Here is a 13,854-nt window from a genome sequence, read left to right as displayed (position 1 = left end):
CTGAAATGATCCGGGGCGCAAGAGCTTCGCCGCCCCTTGTGGTGCTGAATTGCAACACCACATCGGGTCTACCGGCGGCCACCAGCGGCGCCGGGGCCCTCGCGCGGCGGATAGCCGGAGGGCGACGTTTCGGTGGCGCCGCGCCTCTCATCGGGCGGCGGATGCCGGTACGGGAGGGTTGTGCATGAACTTCGAAAAGTACACCGAGCGCGCCCGCGGCTTCGTGCAGGCGGCTCAGAACCTCGCGATGCGCGAGGGACATCCCCAGCTTCAGCCGGGCCACCTGCTGAAGGTGCTGCTCGACGATCCGGAAGGCCTCTGCGCCGGTCTGATCGACCGCGCGGGCGGTCAGTCCCGGGTGGCGCTCGCTCAGACCGAGCAGTGGCTCGCCAAGCAGCCGAAGGTCTCCGGCAACGCCGCCGCCCCGCAGGCGACGCGCGAGCTGATGCGCCTGTTCGACACCGCCGAGAAGGCCGCCGAGAAGGCGGGCGATTCCTACGTGACGGTGGAGCGGCTGCTCCTCGCCCTCGCGGTGGAGAAGGATTCCGAGGCCGGCCGCGCGCTGCAGGCGGCGGGCGTCACCCCCGCCTCGCTCAACGCCGCGATCAACGCGCTGCGCAAGGGCCGCACCGCCGACAACGCCTCGGCCGAGAACGCCTACGACGCGCTGAAGAAGTACGCCCGCGACCTCACCGAGGCCGCACGGGACGGCAAGCTCGACCCGGTGATCGGCCGCGACGAGGAGATCCGGCGGACCATCCAGGTCCTGTCCCGGCGCACCAAGAACAACCCGGTGCTCATCGGCGAGCCCGGCGTCGGCAAGACCGCGATCGTCGAGGGGCTGGCGCTGCGCATCGTCAACGGCGACGTGCCCGAGTCCCTGCGGGACAAGAGCCTGCTGGCCCTCGACATGGGCGCGCTGATCGCCGGCGCGAAGTACCGCGGCGAGTTCGAGGAGCGGCTGAAGGGCGTGCTCTCCGAGGTCACGGCGGCCGAGGGCGGCATCATCCTGTTCATCGACGAGATGCACACGCTGGTCGGCGCCGGGAAGGCGGACGGGGCGATGGACGCCTCGAACCTCCTGAAGCCGGCGCTCGCCCGCGGCGAGTTGCACTGCGTCGGCGCGACCACGCTCGACGAGTACCGCAAGCACGTCGAGAAGGACGCGGCGCTGGCGCGGCGCTTCCAGCCGGTCTTCGTGTCGGAGCCGACCGTCGAGGACACGGTCTCGATCCTGCGCGGCTTGAAGGAGAAGTACGAGCAGCACCACGGCGTGCGCATCCAGGATTCCGCCCTGGTCGCGGCCGCGACGCTGTCGAACCGCTACATCACCGACCGCTTCCTGCCCGACAAGGCGATCGACCTCGTCGACGAGGCCGGCTCGCGCCTGCGCATGCAGGTCGACTCGAAGCCCGAGGAGCTCGACAACATCGACCGCGAGATCGTCCGGCTGAAGATCGAGGCCGAGGCGCTCAAGAAGGAGACCGACTCCGCCTCCCGCGACCGGCTGGTCCGGCTCGAGAAGGAGCTCGGCGACCTGGAGGAGCGGTCGGCGGCGATCACCGCGCGCTGGAAGGCCGAGAAGGACAAGCTCGGCACGGCCGCCGGCCTCAAGAAGAAGCTCGACGAGGCCCGCAACGACCTCGCGGCGGCGCAGCGCCAGGGCCAGTACCAGCGCGCGGGTGAGCTCGCCTACGGGGTCATCCCGGGCCTCGAGAAGCAGCTCGCCGAGATCGAGGCCAAGGCGGAGAACGGCCGCGACGCGATGATGGAGGAGGCGGTCACGCCCGCCCACGTCGCCGGGGTCGTCTCCCGCTGGACCGGCGTGCCGGTGGACAAGATGCTGGAGGGCGAGCGCGAGAAGCTGCTGGCCATGGAGGAGGCGCTGTCCAAGCGCGTCGTCGGCCAGCGCGAGGCGGTGGAGGCGGTCTCGACCGCGGTCCGGCGCGCCCGCGCGGGCTTACAGGATCCGAACCGGCCGATCGGCTCGTTCATGTTCCTGGGCCCGACGGGCGTGGGCAAGACCGAGCTGACCAAGGCGCTCGCCGGCTTCCTGTTCGACGACGACACGGCGCTCGTGCGCATCGACATGTCCGAGTACATGGAGAAGCACGCGGTCGCCCGGCTCATCGGCGCGCCTCCGGGCTACGTCGGCTACGAGGAGGGCGGCGCCCTCACCGAGGCCGTGCGGCGCCGGCCCTACCAGGTCGTGCTGTTCGACGAGGTCGAGAAGGCGCATCCGGACGTGTTCAACGTCCTGCTGCAGGTTCTCGACGACGGGCGGCTCACCGACGGTCAGGGGCGGACGGTCGACTTCCGCAACACGCTCTTGATCATGACCTCGAATCTCGGGGCCGAGTACCTGGTGAACCAGCCCGCGGGCCAGGACACCGACGCGGTCCGCGACGAGGTGATGGGCGTGGTGCGGGGTCACTTCCGGCCGGAATTCCTGAACCGGGTCGACGAGATCATCCTGTTCCACCGCCTCGCGCGGTCGGAGATGGGGGCGATCGTCGAGATCCAGCTCGGGCGCCTGCAGAAGCTCCTCGACGACCGCAAGATCGCCCTCGACGTGGACGAGGACGCCAAGAACTGGCTCGCCGACAAGGGCTACGACCCGGCCTACGGGGCGCGGCCGCTGAAGCGGGTGATCCAGAAGAACGTCCAGGATCCGCTGGCCGAGCTGGTGCTCTCCGGCAAGGTCCACGACGGCGAGACGGTGCCGGTCCGGCTGGGGCCCATGGGCCTGATGATCGGCGACGTGACGGTCGGCGCCGAGCGGCGGCCGGTCAACGCGACGCTGAACTGATCGCCCGAGACCCAACACCGAGGCGGCGCGCCACGCGATGGCGCGCCGCCTTCTTTTGCGCCCCGGACGCCAGGCCGACGGCGCCCGGGATCGGGTCCGGAGTTGCGGCACCGCGATGACCTAGTTGGCTGGACAGCGCCGACGGGACGGAGAATCCTGGCGGCACGCGTCGCGCCGTCGCGGTTCCCGGCTTCGCGGTATCACCGGCTGCCGCGGAGACGGGCGATCTGCCGCGCAGGCCGAGGCGCGCGGGCTGCCGGCTCCCCGTCGGCGACCGCGTGGGAGCGGGCGTCACGGTGCCGTGCCGGCGGCTCGAACCCGCCATCACATCCGCGACCGCCGCGGCGGACGGCGCTCGAACGGGAGGCAGGCGATTTGGTGACGTCTCATGTCGTGTGGGCGGGCGTTCTGCTGTGCATGATCGCGGCCGCGCCGCCCCTGAGGGCGGCGTCCCCGGGGCGGATCCGCGCCGTCACCCTGTCGAGCGGCGGCCTCGCGGAAGTCACCCAGGTCCACCCGGTCGACGGCGACGCGACGATCGGGCTCGACGCTCGCTCCGAGCAGATCGACGACATCCTCAAGAGCCTCGTGGTGCGGGATCCCGTCGGCACCGTCGGTGCCCTGCGCCTGGACGGGCTGGATCAGGCCGACGAGACGCTGCGGACGATGCCGTTCACCGCGGACGACTTGTCCGGGCCGGCACGCCTCCTGGGGAAGCTGCAGGGCGTTCCGATCAGGATCCAGAGCGGCGGGCGCACACTCGAGGGGCGAGTGCTCGGCGTGTCCGAGCGGAACGCCGGGACCGAGAGCGGCGAGGTCGCGATCCTGACCGTGCTGACCGGGACGGGCACGCTCGAATCCGTGTCGATCGAGGACGGCGCCGCCGTCACGATCCAGGACTCGGCCATGGCGGCCAAGATCGCCGAGGCGATCGCGGCGGCCGGGACGGCCAAGGTCGGAGACGCCCACCGGGTCGAGGTCGATGTCTCGGGGCGTGGCCAGCGCGAGATCCGGCTGACCTACGTGGTCGCCGCACCGGTCTGGAAGACGAGCTACCGCATCGTCGACGGCGGCGGCGGCCGCGCGAACCTGCAGGCCTGGGCCATCATCGAGAACGCCCTCGGGGCCGACTGGGCAGGCGTCGACGTCACCCTCTCGTCCGGCTCGCCGGTGGCGCTTCTCCAGCGCCTGCACCGGCGCTACTGGCGCAAGAGACCGGAGGCGCCGGTGATGGTCGAGGATGTCGGCATGCCGGACCTCGACCCAGGCACGGTCGCCCCGAGGTCGGTCGCGCGCCTGCGCGCCCCTGCGCCCGCCGCCGCGCCCCTTCCGGCACCGATGGCGCGGATGGACACCCGGGCGGAGTCAGCGGAACCGAGCTACGACGCCGCGGCCGCCACCGCGGGCGCCGCCGCCAGCGAGGGGGATGTGGCGGCGAACTTCACGCTGCCGCATCCGGTCGATCTCCGCGCCGGCAGCACGCTGTCGGTGCCGTTCATCGATACCGAGATCGAGGCCGAGCGGGTCGCCCTCTGGCAGCCGGGCCGAGGGATCCATCCGACCGCGGCCTTCCGGATCCGGAACAGCGCCACCGCGACCCTGCCGGCGGGCCTCATCACCCTCTACGACCGCGAGGCCGGCTACCTGGGAGATGCCCGCCTGCCCGCGACGCCGGTCGGCGAGCAGCGGCTCGCCAGCTTCGCCCTCGACCGCAAGGTCGCCGTCCAGGCGGAGACCGAGCCGAGCCAAGCCCTGACCCAGATCACCGTGGTCGACGGCGTGGCGCGCGCGACGGTGATCGCCCGGGAGGTCACGACCTACACGATCAAGGGCGCGCCGGACGCCGCCCGGTCCGTGATCATCGAGCATCCCCGACGGGAGGGCTGGACCCTCACCGCTTCCGCCCGCGACAGCGAGACCCCCACGGCCTATCGGCTCAAGGTCGCGGTCCCCGCCGGCGGGACGGCCGAGACCCGGGCCGTGCTCGAGCACGTCCAGATCGACGCCTACGATCTCGTCGACGCCGACGAGGCGCTGCTGGTCCGGTGGGCCGCCCTCGCCACCGACCCGGAGCTGGGCGGCAAGCTCAAGACCCTGTCCCGGGCCCGCGCCGAGGTCGCCGCGGCGACCCGGACCGTCGAGGAGATCGCCGAGCGCGAGGAGAAGGTGCAGGCGGAGCAGGAGCGCATCCGCAGCAATCTCGGCGCCGTTCCGAAGGACAGCGAGCTGGCGCGGCGCTACCTTACCCGCATGGGTGGCCAGGAGGACGAGCTGGCGAAGCTCGCCGCCGCCCGGGCCGAGGCCGAGAGCGGACTCAAGGCGTCGCGGGCGCGGATCCGGACGCTGATCGCGGCGCTCTGAGAGCCCGCCCGAATCCTGTCGCGGTCCGGGAGAACCGCCCGTTCGTCGGGCCCTGCGCCCGGGCGCGGCCCTCACGGGCCCCGTCCTAGGCGCGGCGGATGGCCGTCGCCAGATCGGCGGCCTGGGCACGGTCCCGGCACACCAGCCAGAGGTCGTCGTGGGCCGACAGCTCCGCGTCGAACAGGTCGACGAAGTCCGCCGGCGGATCTCCGAGGTCCGGCCAGTGGAACAGGCGGAAGCCCAGCGCCTCGAACAGCGGGAGGATCGGACCCAGGTCCCACAATCGGTTGTTGCTGAGGGTCGCGTCGAGGCGCCCGGTCGCCAGGAGCGCGGCGTCCGAGATCGCCCCGCCCTCGCTCCAGGGGAACCAGCCGCGGCCGTAATCCAGGGTGTAGCGCTGCGCCGTGACCGACAGCCAGCCGACATGGCCGGTCCGTCGCGCCGCGCGCTCGAGCGGGCGCAGCGCCGTCGTCATGCGGCCGCCGCGGGTCGGTGCCCAGAAGGCGCGGCCCTCGCTCGCCGCCAGCAGGAGCCCCTCCGTAGCCTCCGCCGGAGTGCCCCGGGCCGGTGCCGAGCGGTCCTCGTTCCAGGCCGGCAGGCTCATGACGCAGGCTCGAGGCCAGCCCGCGCGGCAGGCCGCCACCATGACGCCCCAGCCCGACAGGCCGCCCGCGAAAGGCCGGGTCCCGTCGATCGGGTCACCCACGAAGGTCCAGGCGTCGCGGGCGAGCAGCGCCCGGGCCGCCGCCTGCCCGAGATCCTCGGCCGTCTCCTCCTCGATCAGGTCGGGGCCGAACCGCGCGTGCATCAGCTGGCTGACGGAGAGGTCGGCCTCCGTCAGGGCCTGGCCGAGATCGGGGCCCTTGTTGCTCATGGCGAGGCCGCCCGCCCGCATGGCGAGGGCCAGAGGGGCCGCCTCCTCGGCGAAGGCGAGCATCGCCGCGAGGACATCCGGCGCGGGTGCGGTGGGCGAGAGGGTCATGCGGCGAACAGTTCGGGGCTTCGGAGCATCAGGGCCTGGACGAGGGCCAGGGTCTTGAGGTCGGGCAGGCGGCCGGCCCGGGCCTGTTCCGCCAGCGCGGTCAGCGGCATCTCCACGACCATCACCTGCTCGCCCTCCGCGTGCAGCCCACCGCCGGGACCGACCCGGTCGGCGGCGCCGTAGGGCGCGAGGTAGAGCCAGAGGCGCTCGGAAGACACGCTCGGCATGCTGTAGGCGTGCGCGACCGGCTCGAGCCGGGTCAACCGAACGCCCGCCTCCTCCATCGCCTCGCGGATCGCGGTCGCCTCGGGGGCGTCCCCGTCGAGTCCGCCGGCCGGGGCTTCGTCGAACTCGGCCGACTCCCCCCAGAACGCGGGCCCGACCCGCGCCTGCCGGACGAGCAGCGCCACGCGCCGCTCGGGATCGTACGGCAGCACGCAGGCGGCCTGCCCGTGATCCTCCAGCGCCCGCCGCACGGCGCTGCCATCCGGCAGCGTCAGGGTGGCGATGCCGAAGGTGTTCCAGCCGCGGTGGATCACCTCCAGCGGCAGCGCGGGCAGGGTCTCGGTCATGGTCCGGTCAGCGCCTGGTGCTGGAGGCGGTCTGTCCGAACATCACCTTCTTGGCATCCTCGCTCATGGTCTTGCCGAAGTCGGGATTGACCTCCGGGGCGCGGGCATAAGCCGCCTTGGTGGCGGGCCGCTCGGCGATCGCCGTGAACCAGCGCTTGAGGTTCGGGTGCTCGTCGAGGTTCTGACCCTGCTTCTCCCACGGCACGATCCAGGGATAGCAGGCCATGTCGGCGATGGAGTAGTCCGGCCCGGCGACGAAGGCGCGGTCGGCCAGCCGCCGGTCGAGGACGCCGTAGAGCCGGTTGGTCTCGTTGACGTAGCGCTTGATCGCGTAGTCGATCTTCTCCGGCGCGTACTGCGAGAAGTGATGGTTCTGGCCGAGCATCGGGCCGAGGCCGCCCATCTGCCAGAACAACCACTGCAGCACCTCGGCCCGGCCCCGCAGGTCGCCCGGGATGAAGCGCCCGGTCTTCTCGGCGAGGTAGAGCAGGATCGCCCCCGACTCGAACAGCGAGACCGGCGCGCCGCCGCCCGCCGGCTCGTCGTCGACGATCGCCGGCATCCGGTTGTTGGGCGCGATCTTGAGGAAATCGGGATTGAACTGCTCGCCCTTACCAATATTGACTGGGTGAATACGGTAGGGAATGCCCGCCTCTTCGAGAAACATCGTGATCTTATGGCCGTTCGGCGTCGGCCAGTAGTGGAGTTCGATCATCGGTCGGTGTCCCGCTATGCCCCCGGCGGACGGGAAGTGGGTCGGCGCGGCGCTCCGGTCAAGCATGAGCCCGGCGGCGGGCTCGGGCCCCGGTATCGGGGCCTCACCCGCCAGCGCAGCCCTGGACGTCGACGTGGACGGCGTAGAGCGACTGGCTCGCCGCCATGAACAGGCGGTTGCGGTGCCGGCCGCCGAAGCACAGGTTCGCGCAGCGCTCCGGAAGACGGATGCGGCCGATCGGCCGGCCATCGGGGTTGAACACCATGACGCCGTCCAGGGCGTCGTCGCCCATGCCCCAGCCGCACCAGAGATTCCCGTCGACGTCGCAGCGCAGACCGTCCGGCGTGCCGGGCCCGGCGTCGATCAGGACCCGCCGGTCTCCGAGTGCGCGGCCGGCGACCACGTCGTACGCGACGATCCGCCGGGTCGGCCGGCCGCGCGACTCCACGAGGTAGAGCACGCGGCCGTCGGGCGAGAAGCACAGGCCGTTGGGGCCGGCGAGGTCAGTGGCCACCGCCTCCAGCACGCCGGTGACCGGGTCGAGCCGGTAGACGTTCTGCGGCAGCTCGGGCTCGGCGCGGACGCCCTCGTAGAAGCCGCCGATCCCGAAGGGCGGATCGGTGAACCAGACCGCGCCGTCGGCCGCGGTCACCACGTCGTTGGGCGAGTTGAGCCGGCGGCCCTCGAACGTGTCCGCCAGGACGGTGATCGCGCCGTCATGCTCGGTGCGGGTGACGCGACGTCCTCCGTGCTCACAGGTGACGAGCCGCCCCTGCCGGTCGCGGGTGTTGCCGTTGGCGAAGCCCGACGGCTTCCGGTAGAGGCCGACGACCCCGCTCTCCTCGTCCCAGCGCAGGATGCGGTCGTTGGGGATGTCGCTCCAGAGCAGGTAGCGACCGTCGCCGAACCAGACCGGCCCCTCGCACCAGCGGAAGCCGGTCGCGAGGCGCTCGACCGCCGCGTTGAACACCCGGTAGCGGGCGAAGGCGGCGTCGAGGATCTCGACCGCCGGGTCGGGGTAGCGCGGGCTCGGTGTCCACACGGTCAAATCCATGTCGCTCGCGGTGATCGTCACCGTTTCCGCGAAGGCCGGCAAGACCCGCCGCGCGGGCGCGGACCTACGCCGCGGCGACGAGGACCGGAACCACCCGGCACGCCGATCCGAGCGCACCATCCCCCACCCCCCAGTGGTGGCAGGCGCCGGTTCGACGGCGGGGAGGCCCAGCCCTCGTCCGGGAACCGACGCTAACGCCCTCCCATTTGTCTGACAAGTGAGGCGCCGCGCGATCTCTGTGCGGGGAAGCCGCCGCCGGCACAGGGCGCGCGCACCGCGCCGCGCCTTGCGGGGGAACGGCGGAACCGCTACGGCATTGAGGCCGTGTGGCAGTCGGGGTGTGGCGCAGTCTGGTAGCGCACCTGGTTTGGGACCAGGGGGTCGTAGGTTCGAATCCTATCGCCCCGACCATTCGATCAGGAGCTTGTCGAGTCAGATGCCGAGCGCCCGCATCTTCCGTCCGTCTCGGGATGCCACGCAGTCGGGCCTCGCCCGAACCAAGCAGTGGATCCTGGAGTTCGACCGGACCAGCCCGCGCGAGATCGATCCGCTGATGGGGTGGAACGGGTCCTCCGACATGCTCCAGCAGGTGCGCCTCGAGTTCGACACCGAGGAAGAGGCCGTGGCCTACGCGAAGCGCGAGGGGATCGCGTTCCGCGTCGAGCAGCCGGCCAAGCCGGCCCACCGCAAGGGGCTGTCGTACTCGGACAATTTCAAGTTCAACCGCACGGCCCCCTGGACGCATTGAGCTCCGCGCGGCCGGGTCAGGCCTCCCGGCGCGCCCTCCAGGCCGCGTAAGGCGAATCGCCCGGCGGACGGATCTGGGTGACCCGCATCGGCTGCGCGTCGAGGGGTCGGCACAGCTCGGCGTAGATCGCCGCGCTGCCGGCACCGTAGGTCTCGGCCTCCTCGGCCGAGAAGGCGAAGTAGCCCTCCTTGAAACCCGCGAGCCGCATCGCCGCGTGGCACATCGGGCACGGACGGCCGCTGGCGTACATCACGCAGTCGCCGAGGTCGCGGCGGCCGAGCAGGCGGCTGGCCTCGCGCAGGGCCACCATCTCGGCATGGGCGCTCGGGTCGTTGGTCGCGTGCACGGTGTTCGCCGCGCGGACCAGCACGGCGCCGTCCCGCACGATCACCGCGCCGTAGGGCGCGCCGCCGGCCTCGACATTGGCCGCGGCGAGGGCGACCGCCTCGCGGATGTGGTCCTCGTGCGTCGACATGGCTGAGCTTTCCTCCCCTGGCGCGCCAACGCCGCGCATGCCGGGAAGTTCAGCCATCCGCGCTCAGAACGCGTAGCGCACCGTGCAGTAGGGCATCGTCTCGGCGAGCAGGGCCTTGAACCGCGCGAGCCACCGGCCCTTCCAGCCGGCCCGGTAGCGCAGATTGGCGCCGCCACTCTCCGAGACTTTCGCCTCCTGGATGTCCGGCCGCCAGAGCAGGTCCTCGGCCTTCGGGTGCCAGCCGAGATTGACCGCATGCAGATCCGCGTTGTGGGTCAGCATGATGATCTCGCACTTGAGCTGCGCCTTGGCGGCGTCGGACAGCGTCGCGTCGATCTCGGCGAACAGCGCCCGCCAGTCCGCCTCCCAGCCCTCGTAGAGGATCACGGGCGAGAAGTTGGCGTGGACCTCGTAGCCGGCGGCCACGAAGTCGTCGATGGCGGCGATCCGCTCGGGAATCGGGGCGGTGCGCACGTCGACGATCCGGGCGATCCGCGCCGGCATGAGCGAGAAGCGGATGCGCGTCTTGCCCTGCGGATCGTAGGCCAGGAGGTCGCGGTTCACGGCCTTCGTGGCGAAGGAGGCCTTGGCGTTGGGCAGGGTGCGGAACAGCGCGACCAGGGCGCGCGCGCCGTCGCTCACCGCCGCGTCCACCGACAGGTCACCGTTCTCGCCGATATCGTAGACCCAGTACTCCGGATCGATCGGATCCGGCTCCGGGAGGCGCCCCTGGCGCCCGGCGTGGCGGGCGATCGCCGCGCAGGCCTGCTCGACGTTGACGAACAGCGAGATCGGGTTGGAGTAGCCCTTGCGGCGCGGCACGTAGCAGTAGGCGCAGGCCATGGCGCAGCCGTTGGAGGTCGAGGGCGCGATGAAGTGGGCGCTGCGGCCGTTCGGGCGCATCGTGAGGCCCTTCTTCACGCCGAGGACGAGGGTCGAGCGCTTGATCCTCACCCAATCCTCCACCGAGCCCGCGTTGCCGTGGAGTTCCGGAATGTTCCAGTGCGACGGCACGACGATGCGCGCGGCGTCGGGAAAGCGCGCCAGGATCTCCCGGCCCAGCGGGAAGTCGCCCACGGCGGGCTCGTGATAGATCGTCCGGATGTCGAGCAGGTCGCGGGTCAGGGCCATGGACGATCCGGGGCCCGGAAGCGGCCCGGGACCCGATATGGTGCGCGCCGACGCGGCCGGAATGCCTTGCGACCGGTCGTCTCTGTCCCCGCGGCGCGCGAAAGGCGCGGGATCGCGCGCGGCGAACGTTGATCGTTCAACGATATCTTACGATTCGCTGCCATGAGTCCCTCATCTTCGAGTGGACGTGCAATGATCGTTCGGGACCAGGAGAGGTCCGTGCCGGGTTCATCCGGCTCCGGTGATTCTCTCGACCCTGCGGATCCGAGGTGGAACGCGCTGATCCGGCGGGACCAGCTGGACGCGATGCGCGGAAGCGTGCTGGCCGCCATACCGGTCAACATGCTGCTCGGCCTGGCGAGCATTTTGGTCGCCTATCGGAGCGGGCACGGCACCGTGGGGGCCGTCTGGTTCGCGGCCTCGACCAGCGTCAATCTCCTGCGCATCGCCCTCTGCCGGATTCCCTGCCTGGGCCTGGCGCTGACCGCCGACATGACGCCGAGCCTCGCCGCGGCCGCCGCGCGCTCCGTCGACCGGCACCTGCGCGCCTGCACGTTCGCCGCATTCCTCTCCGGACTGGTCTGGGCCTGCCAGCCGCTCCTGTGCGACGGCTACACCACCGCCGAGACCCTGTTCTATCTAACGATCACCTGCGGCGTGACCGCGGGGGCGGTGACGCACGGGACCGCCTACGCGCGCATCCCGCTCGCCTTCATCGCCCTGCCGCTGCTGTCGGTCACGGCCTGCCTCGCCTATGCCGGCGACTTCGACCGGAACTGCCTCGCCGCCTGTGTGCTGCTCTACTTCCTCGCCCTGACGCACACGGCGTTCCGGAGCGAGGCGGTGTTCCGCGATGCGAGCCGGCTCAAGAACGAGGCCCACGCCCTCGCCCGCTCGCGCGCCGAGGCCCATGCCAGCGCGAGCGCCCTCGTGGACGAGATGCGGTGGCGCGCCACGCACGACGATCTCACCGGCCTGCTGAACCGCGCTGGCTTCCTCCAGGCGACGGAGAACCGGCTCCGCACCGGGACACTCAGCCTGCTGATGCTCGACCTCGACGGGTTCAAGTTCGTCAACGACGTCTACGGCCACAAGGCGGGAGACCGGGTGCTCGTCGAGGTGGCGCGCCGGCTGAACGACGCGCTCCCGGAGAACGGCCTCACGGCCCGGCTGGGCGGCGACGAGTTCGCCGTGCTGTACGATCCCGTGACGTCGGGCGTGCCCGACGCCGTCATGGCGGCGAACCTCATCACCGCGGTGTCGCAGCCGTTCGACGGTTTCGACGCGGGTCGCCTCGGGGTGAGCATCGGCGTCCACGCCAGTCGGGAGCCCAGCCTGACCGAGATGCTGAGCTGCGCCGACGAGGCGCTCTACGCCGCCAAGGCCGCCGGGCGGAACCGCTACCGCGTGTTCGATTCGAGCCTGCGCGAGCGGCTGCAGATGCGGCGGGACCTGGAGCGCGACCTGTCGCAGGCCCTGGTCGAGAACGCCCCGAAGGTCTGGTTCCAGCCGATCTACGCGGGCGACGGCCGGACCTTGGTCGGGCTGGAAGCTCTGATCCGCTGGGAGCATCCGCGACTCGGCTGGATCGCGCCCCCGGACCTGATCGCCGCCGCCGCCATGGCGGGCCTGACAGAGTCGCTGCTCCGCTACATCCTCGAGCAGGTCTGCGCGATGCTGGAGATCCTGCATCGCCGCGGCCTGGGCAGCGTCCGCGTGGCGATGAACGTCTCACCCCGGGAGATGGCACAGGTGCCGGTCGACGAGATCGTCATCGAGCGGCTGAGCCTCCTCGGCCTGCCGCCCACCATGCTGGAGATCGAGATCACCGAGGAGACGGCTCTCGACATCGGCGCGGTGCAGGGGAAGCTGCAGGCGCTGTCCCGCGCCGGCATCCGGGTCGCCCTGGACGATTTCGGGATCGGCTACTCGTCGCTCTCCTCGCTGCGGCAGCTCAAGGCGGACCGGATCAAGATCGACCGGAGCTTCGTCACTGGCCTGGGGGCGAGCGACGACAAGCGCGGGCTCGTCCTCGCCGTCCTCGGCCTCGGCCGGCTGCTCGGCCTCGACGTCGTGGCGGAGGGCGTCGAGTCGGCCGAGGACCTGAACATCCTGCAGGCGATGGGCTGCCCGTTCCTGCAGGGCTACCACCTCGGCCGCCCGATGCCCGTAGCAGACTTGGAAGCCACCCTGCTCGGCACGCGCATCGCCGCCGCCTGACCCGGCGCCGGTGCGCGGAGCGGTCACGGCCGCCGGCCCCCCTCAGAAACGCTCCGCATCCGCGGGATCGCGGGACGGGAGCCGTCGCGCCGCCGCGCGCCACAGGCGGTCAGGCATCCCGTAGAGCCACACGAGCCCCGCGCAGCCGGCGATCGCCAGCAGGAACAGCCAGGCCAGGGCTTCGAGGATGGGCCCCGGCGGCGCCCCGGACTCGGTCCGGTCGTACCAGAGCGGGTCCGTGTCCCAGGGCGGATCGCTGTCGTCCACGGCTGAACCCTCCACCGCGGATCGGACTCGGACCCGGGGCGCTCGCGCGGCGCTGACCGGTGGACCGGGGCACGCCATCCCTCAGCTGGCCCGGTCCGCACGCGCCTGACCCGGTCCAGCGCGGGCACGCTACGGGCCCCGCCGTGCGCCCTGCGAATACCCATTTCGGATTACGGCGTTCGGCCGGTCGCGCTTTTCCACATCCAACTTTCTCCGCAATTTATTGCCTAGTTTGCAGGCTATGGCATTCTGACTGTCGAAAAGACTGTGTGACCTGCCATGAGATCTGCCAGGCGCCTGTGGCGCGAGCGCTGGGCGCTCTGTTCGATGCTGGCCCTGTCGGCCGCCTGCGCGCTGCCGGCGCGGGCGGCGGAGATGCGCATCGAGGCCGCCAAGATCACCGGCGGCGACCTCTGGATCATCGGCTACGCCGACGATCCGGGGGTGGAGATCACGCTCGACGGCCAGTTCCCGCACAGGACCGACAGCCGCGGCTATTTCGAGTTCCGCGTCGTCTACC

The 13,854-nt window shown here is 71.5% G+C and carries 11 protein-coding genes, 1 tRNA gene and 1 pseudogene; 6 read left to right on the top strand and 7 right to left on the bottom strand.

Annotated elements, in window-relative coordinates; genetic code table 11:
* Positions 1-184: 184 nt before the first annotated feature.
* Entirely contained in the window at positions 185-2,809 is a 2,625-nt protein-coding gene (gene clpB / locus ME121_RS25230; protein WP_012322334.1) for an ATP-dependent chaperone ClpB, read from the top strand.
* A gap of 378 nt (positions 2,810-3,187) precedes the next feature.
* On the top strand, positions 3,188-5,170 hold the full coding sequence (locus ME121_RS25225) for a DUF4139 domain-containing protein (protein ID WP_245337811.1): 1,983 nt from the start codon (positions 3,188-3,190) through the stop codon (positions 5,168-5,170).
* An 85-nt stretch (positions 5,171-5,255) separates the two neighbouring features.
* On the opposite strand, the gene ME121_RS25220 is transcribed toward ME121_RS25225, so the two are convergent.
* The 4 genes from ME121_RS25220 to ME121_RS25205 all read right to left on the bottom strand — a co-directional run bounded on the left by ME121_RS25220 (position 5,256) and on the right by ME121_RS25205 (position 8,493).
* Positions 5,256-6,152 (bottom strand): inositol monophosphatase family protein, encoded by an 897-nt coding sequence (locus ME121_RS25220; RefSeq protein WP_059409825.1) that lies wholly within the window; start codon positions 6,150-6,152, stop codon positions 5,256-5,258.
* On the bottom strand, positions 6,149-6,724 hold the full coding sequence (locus ME121_RS25215; RefSeq protein WP_012322331.1) for an NUDIX domain-containing protein: 576 nt from the start codon (positions 6,722-6,724) through the stop codon (positions 6,149-6,151). The genes ME121_RS25220 and ME121_RS25215 overlap by 4 nt, the downstream gene beginning before the upstream one ends.
* Positions 6,725-6,731: 7 nt before the next feature.
* A complete protein-coding gene (locus tag ME121_RS25210; RefSeq protein WP_012322330.1) occupies positions 6,732-7,439 on the bottom strand; it encodes a glutathione S-transferase N-terminal domain-containing protein in 708 nt (235 codons plus the stop codon).
* Between the two features lie 103 nt (positions 7,440-7,542).
* Complete coding sequence (locus tag ME121_RS25205) at positions 7,543-8,493, bottom strand: SMP-30/gluconolactonase/LRE family protein (RefSeq protein WP_012322329.1); 951 nt, start codon at positions 8,491-8,493, stop codon at positions 7,543-7,545.
* Between the two features lie 334 nt (positions 8,494-8,827).
* Between ME121_RS25205 and ME121_RS25200 the strand changes: the two genes are divergently transcribed.
* Positions 8,828-8,904 (top strand) — tRNA-Pro (locus ME121_RS25200).
* 25 nt (positions 8,905-8,929) lie between these two features.
* Positions 8,930-9,241 (top strand): ETC complex I subunit, encoded by a 312-nt coding sequence (locus ME121_RS25195; protein WP_012322328.1) that lies wholly within the window; start codon positions 8,930-8,932, stop codon positions 9,239-9,241.
* A gap of 16 nt (positions 9,242-9,257) precedes the next feature.
* On the opposite strand, the gene ME121_RS25190 is transcribed toward ME121_RS25195, so the two are convergent.
* Positions 9,258-9,716 (bottom strand): nucleoside deaminase, encoded by a 459-nt coding sequence (locus ME121_RS25190; protein ID WP_024828093.1) that lies wholly within the window; start codon positions 9,714-9,716, stop codon positions 9,258-9,260.
* 63 nt (positions 9,717-9,779) lie between these two features.
* On the bottom strand, positions 9,780-10,847 hold the full coding sequence (locus ME121_RS25185; protein WP_059409824.1) for a spore photoproduct lyase family protein: 1,068 nt from the start codon (positions 10,845-10,847) through the stop codon (positions 9,780-9,782).
* Positions 10,848-11,153: 306 nt separating this feature from the next.
* Here ME121_RS25185 and ME121_RS25180 point away from each other — a divergent pair, with 306 nt between their 5' ends.
* Entirely contained in the window at positions 11,154-13,067 is a 1,914-nt protein-coding gene (locus ME121_RS25180) for a putative bifunctional diguanylate cyclase/phosphodiesterase (protein ID WP_234742143.1), read from the top strand.
* A 42-nt stretch (positions 13,068-13,109) separates the two neighbouring features.
* Here ME121_RS25180 and ME121_RS25175 read toward each other — a convergent pair whose 3' ends face one another.
* On the bottom strand, positions 13,110-13,334 hold the full coding sequence (locus ME121_RS25175; RefSeq protein WP_012322324.1) for a hypothetical protein: 225 nt from the start codon (positions 13,332-13,334) through the stop codon (positions 13,110-13,112).
* A 279-nt stretch (positions 13,335-13,613) separates the two neighbouring features.
* Here ME121_RS25175 and ME121_RS25170 point away from each other — a divergent pair.
* Positions 13,614-13,854 (top strand): annotated as a pseudogene (locus tag ME121_RS25170) (collagen-like protein); the annotation flags it as partial.

The sequence above is a fragment of the Methylobacterium sp. ME121 genome (assembly GCF_000974725.1).
GTDB lineage: Bacteria > Pseudomonadota > Alphaproteobacteria > Rhizobiales > Beijerinckiaceae > Methylobacterium > Methylobacterium radiotolerans.
This window is presented reverse-complemented; position numbering and strand designations above follow the sequence as displayed.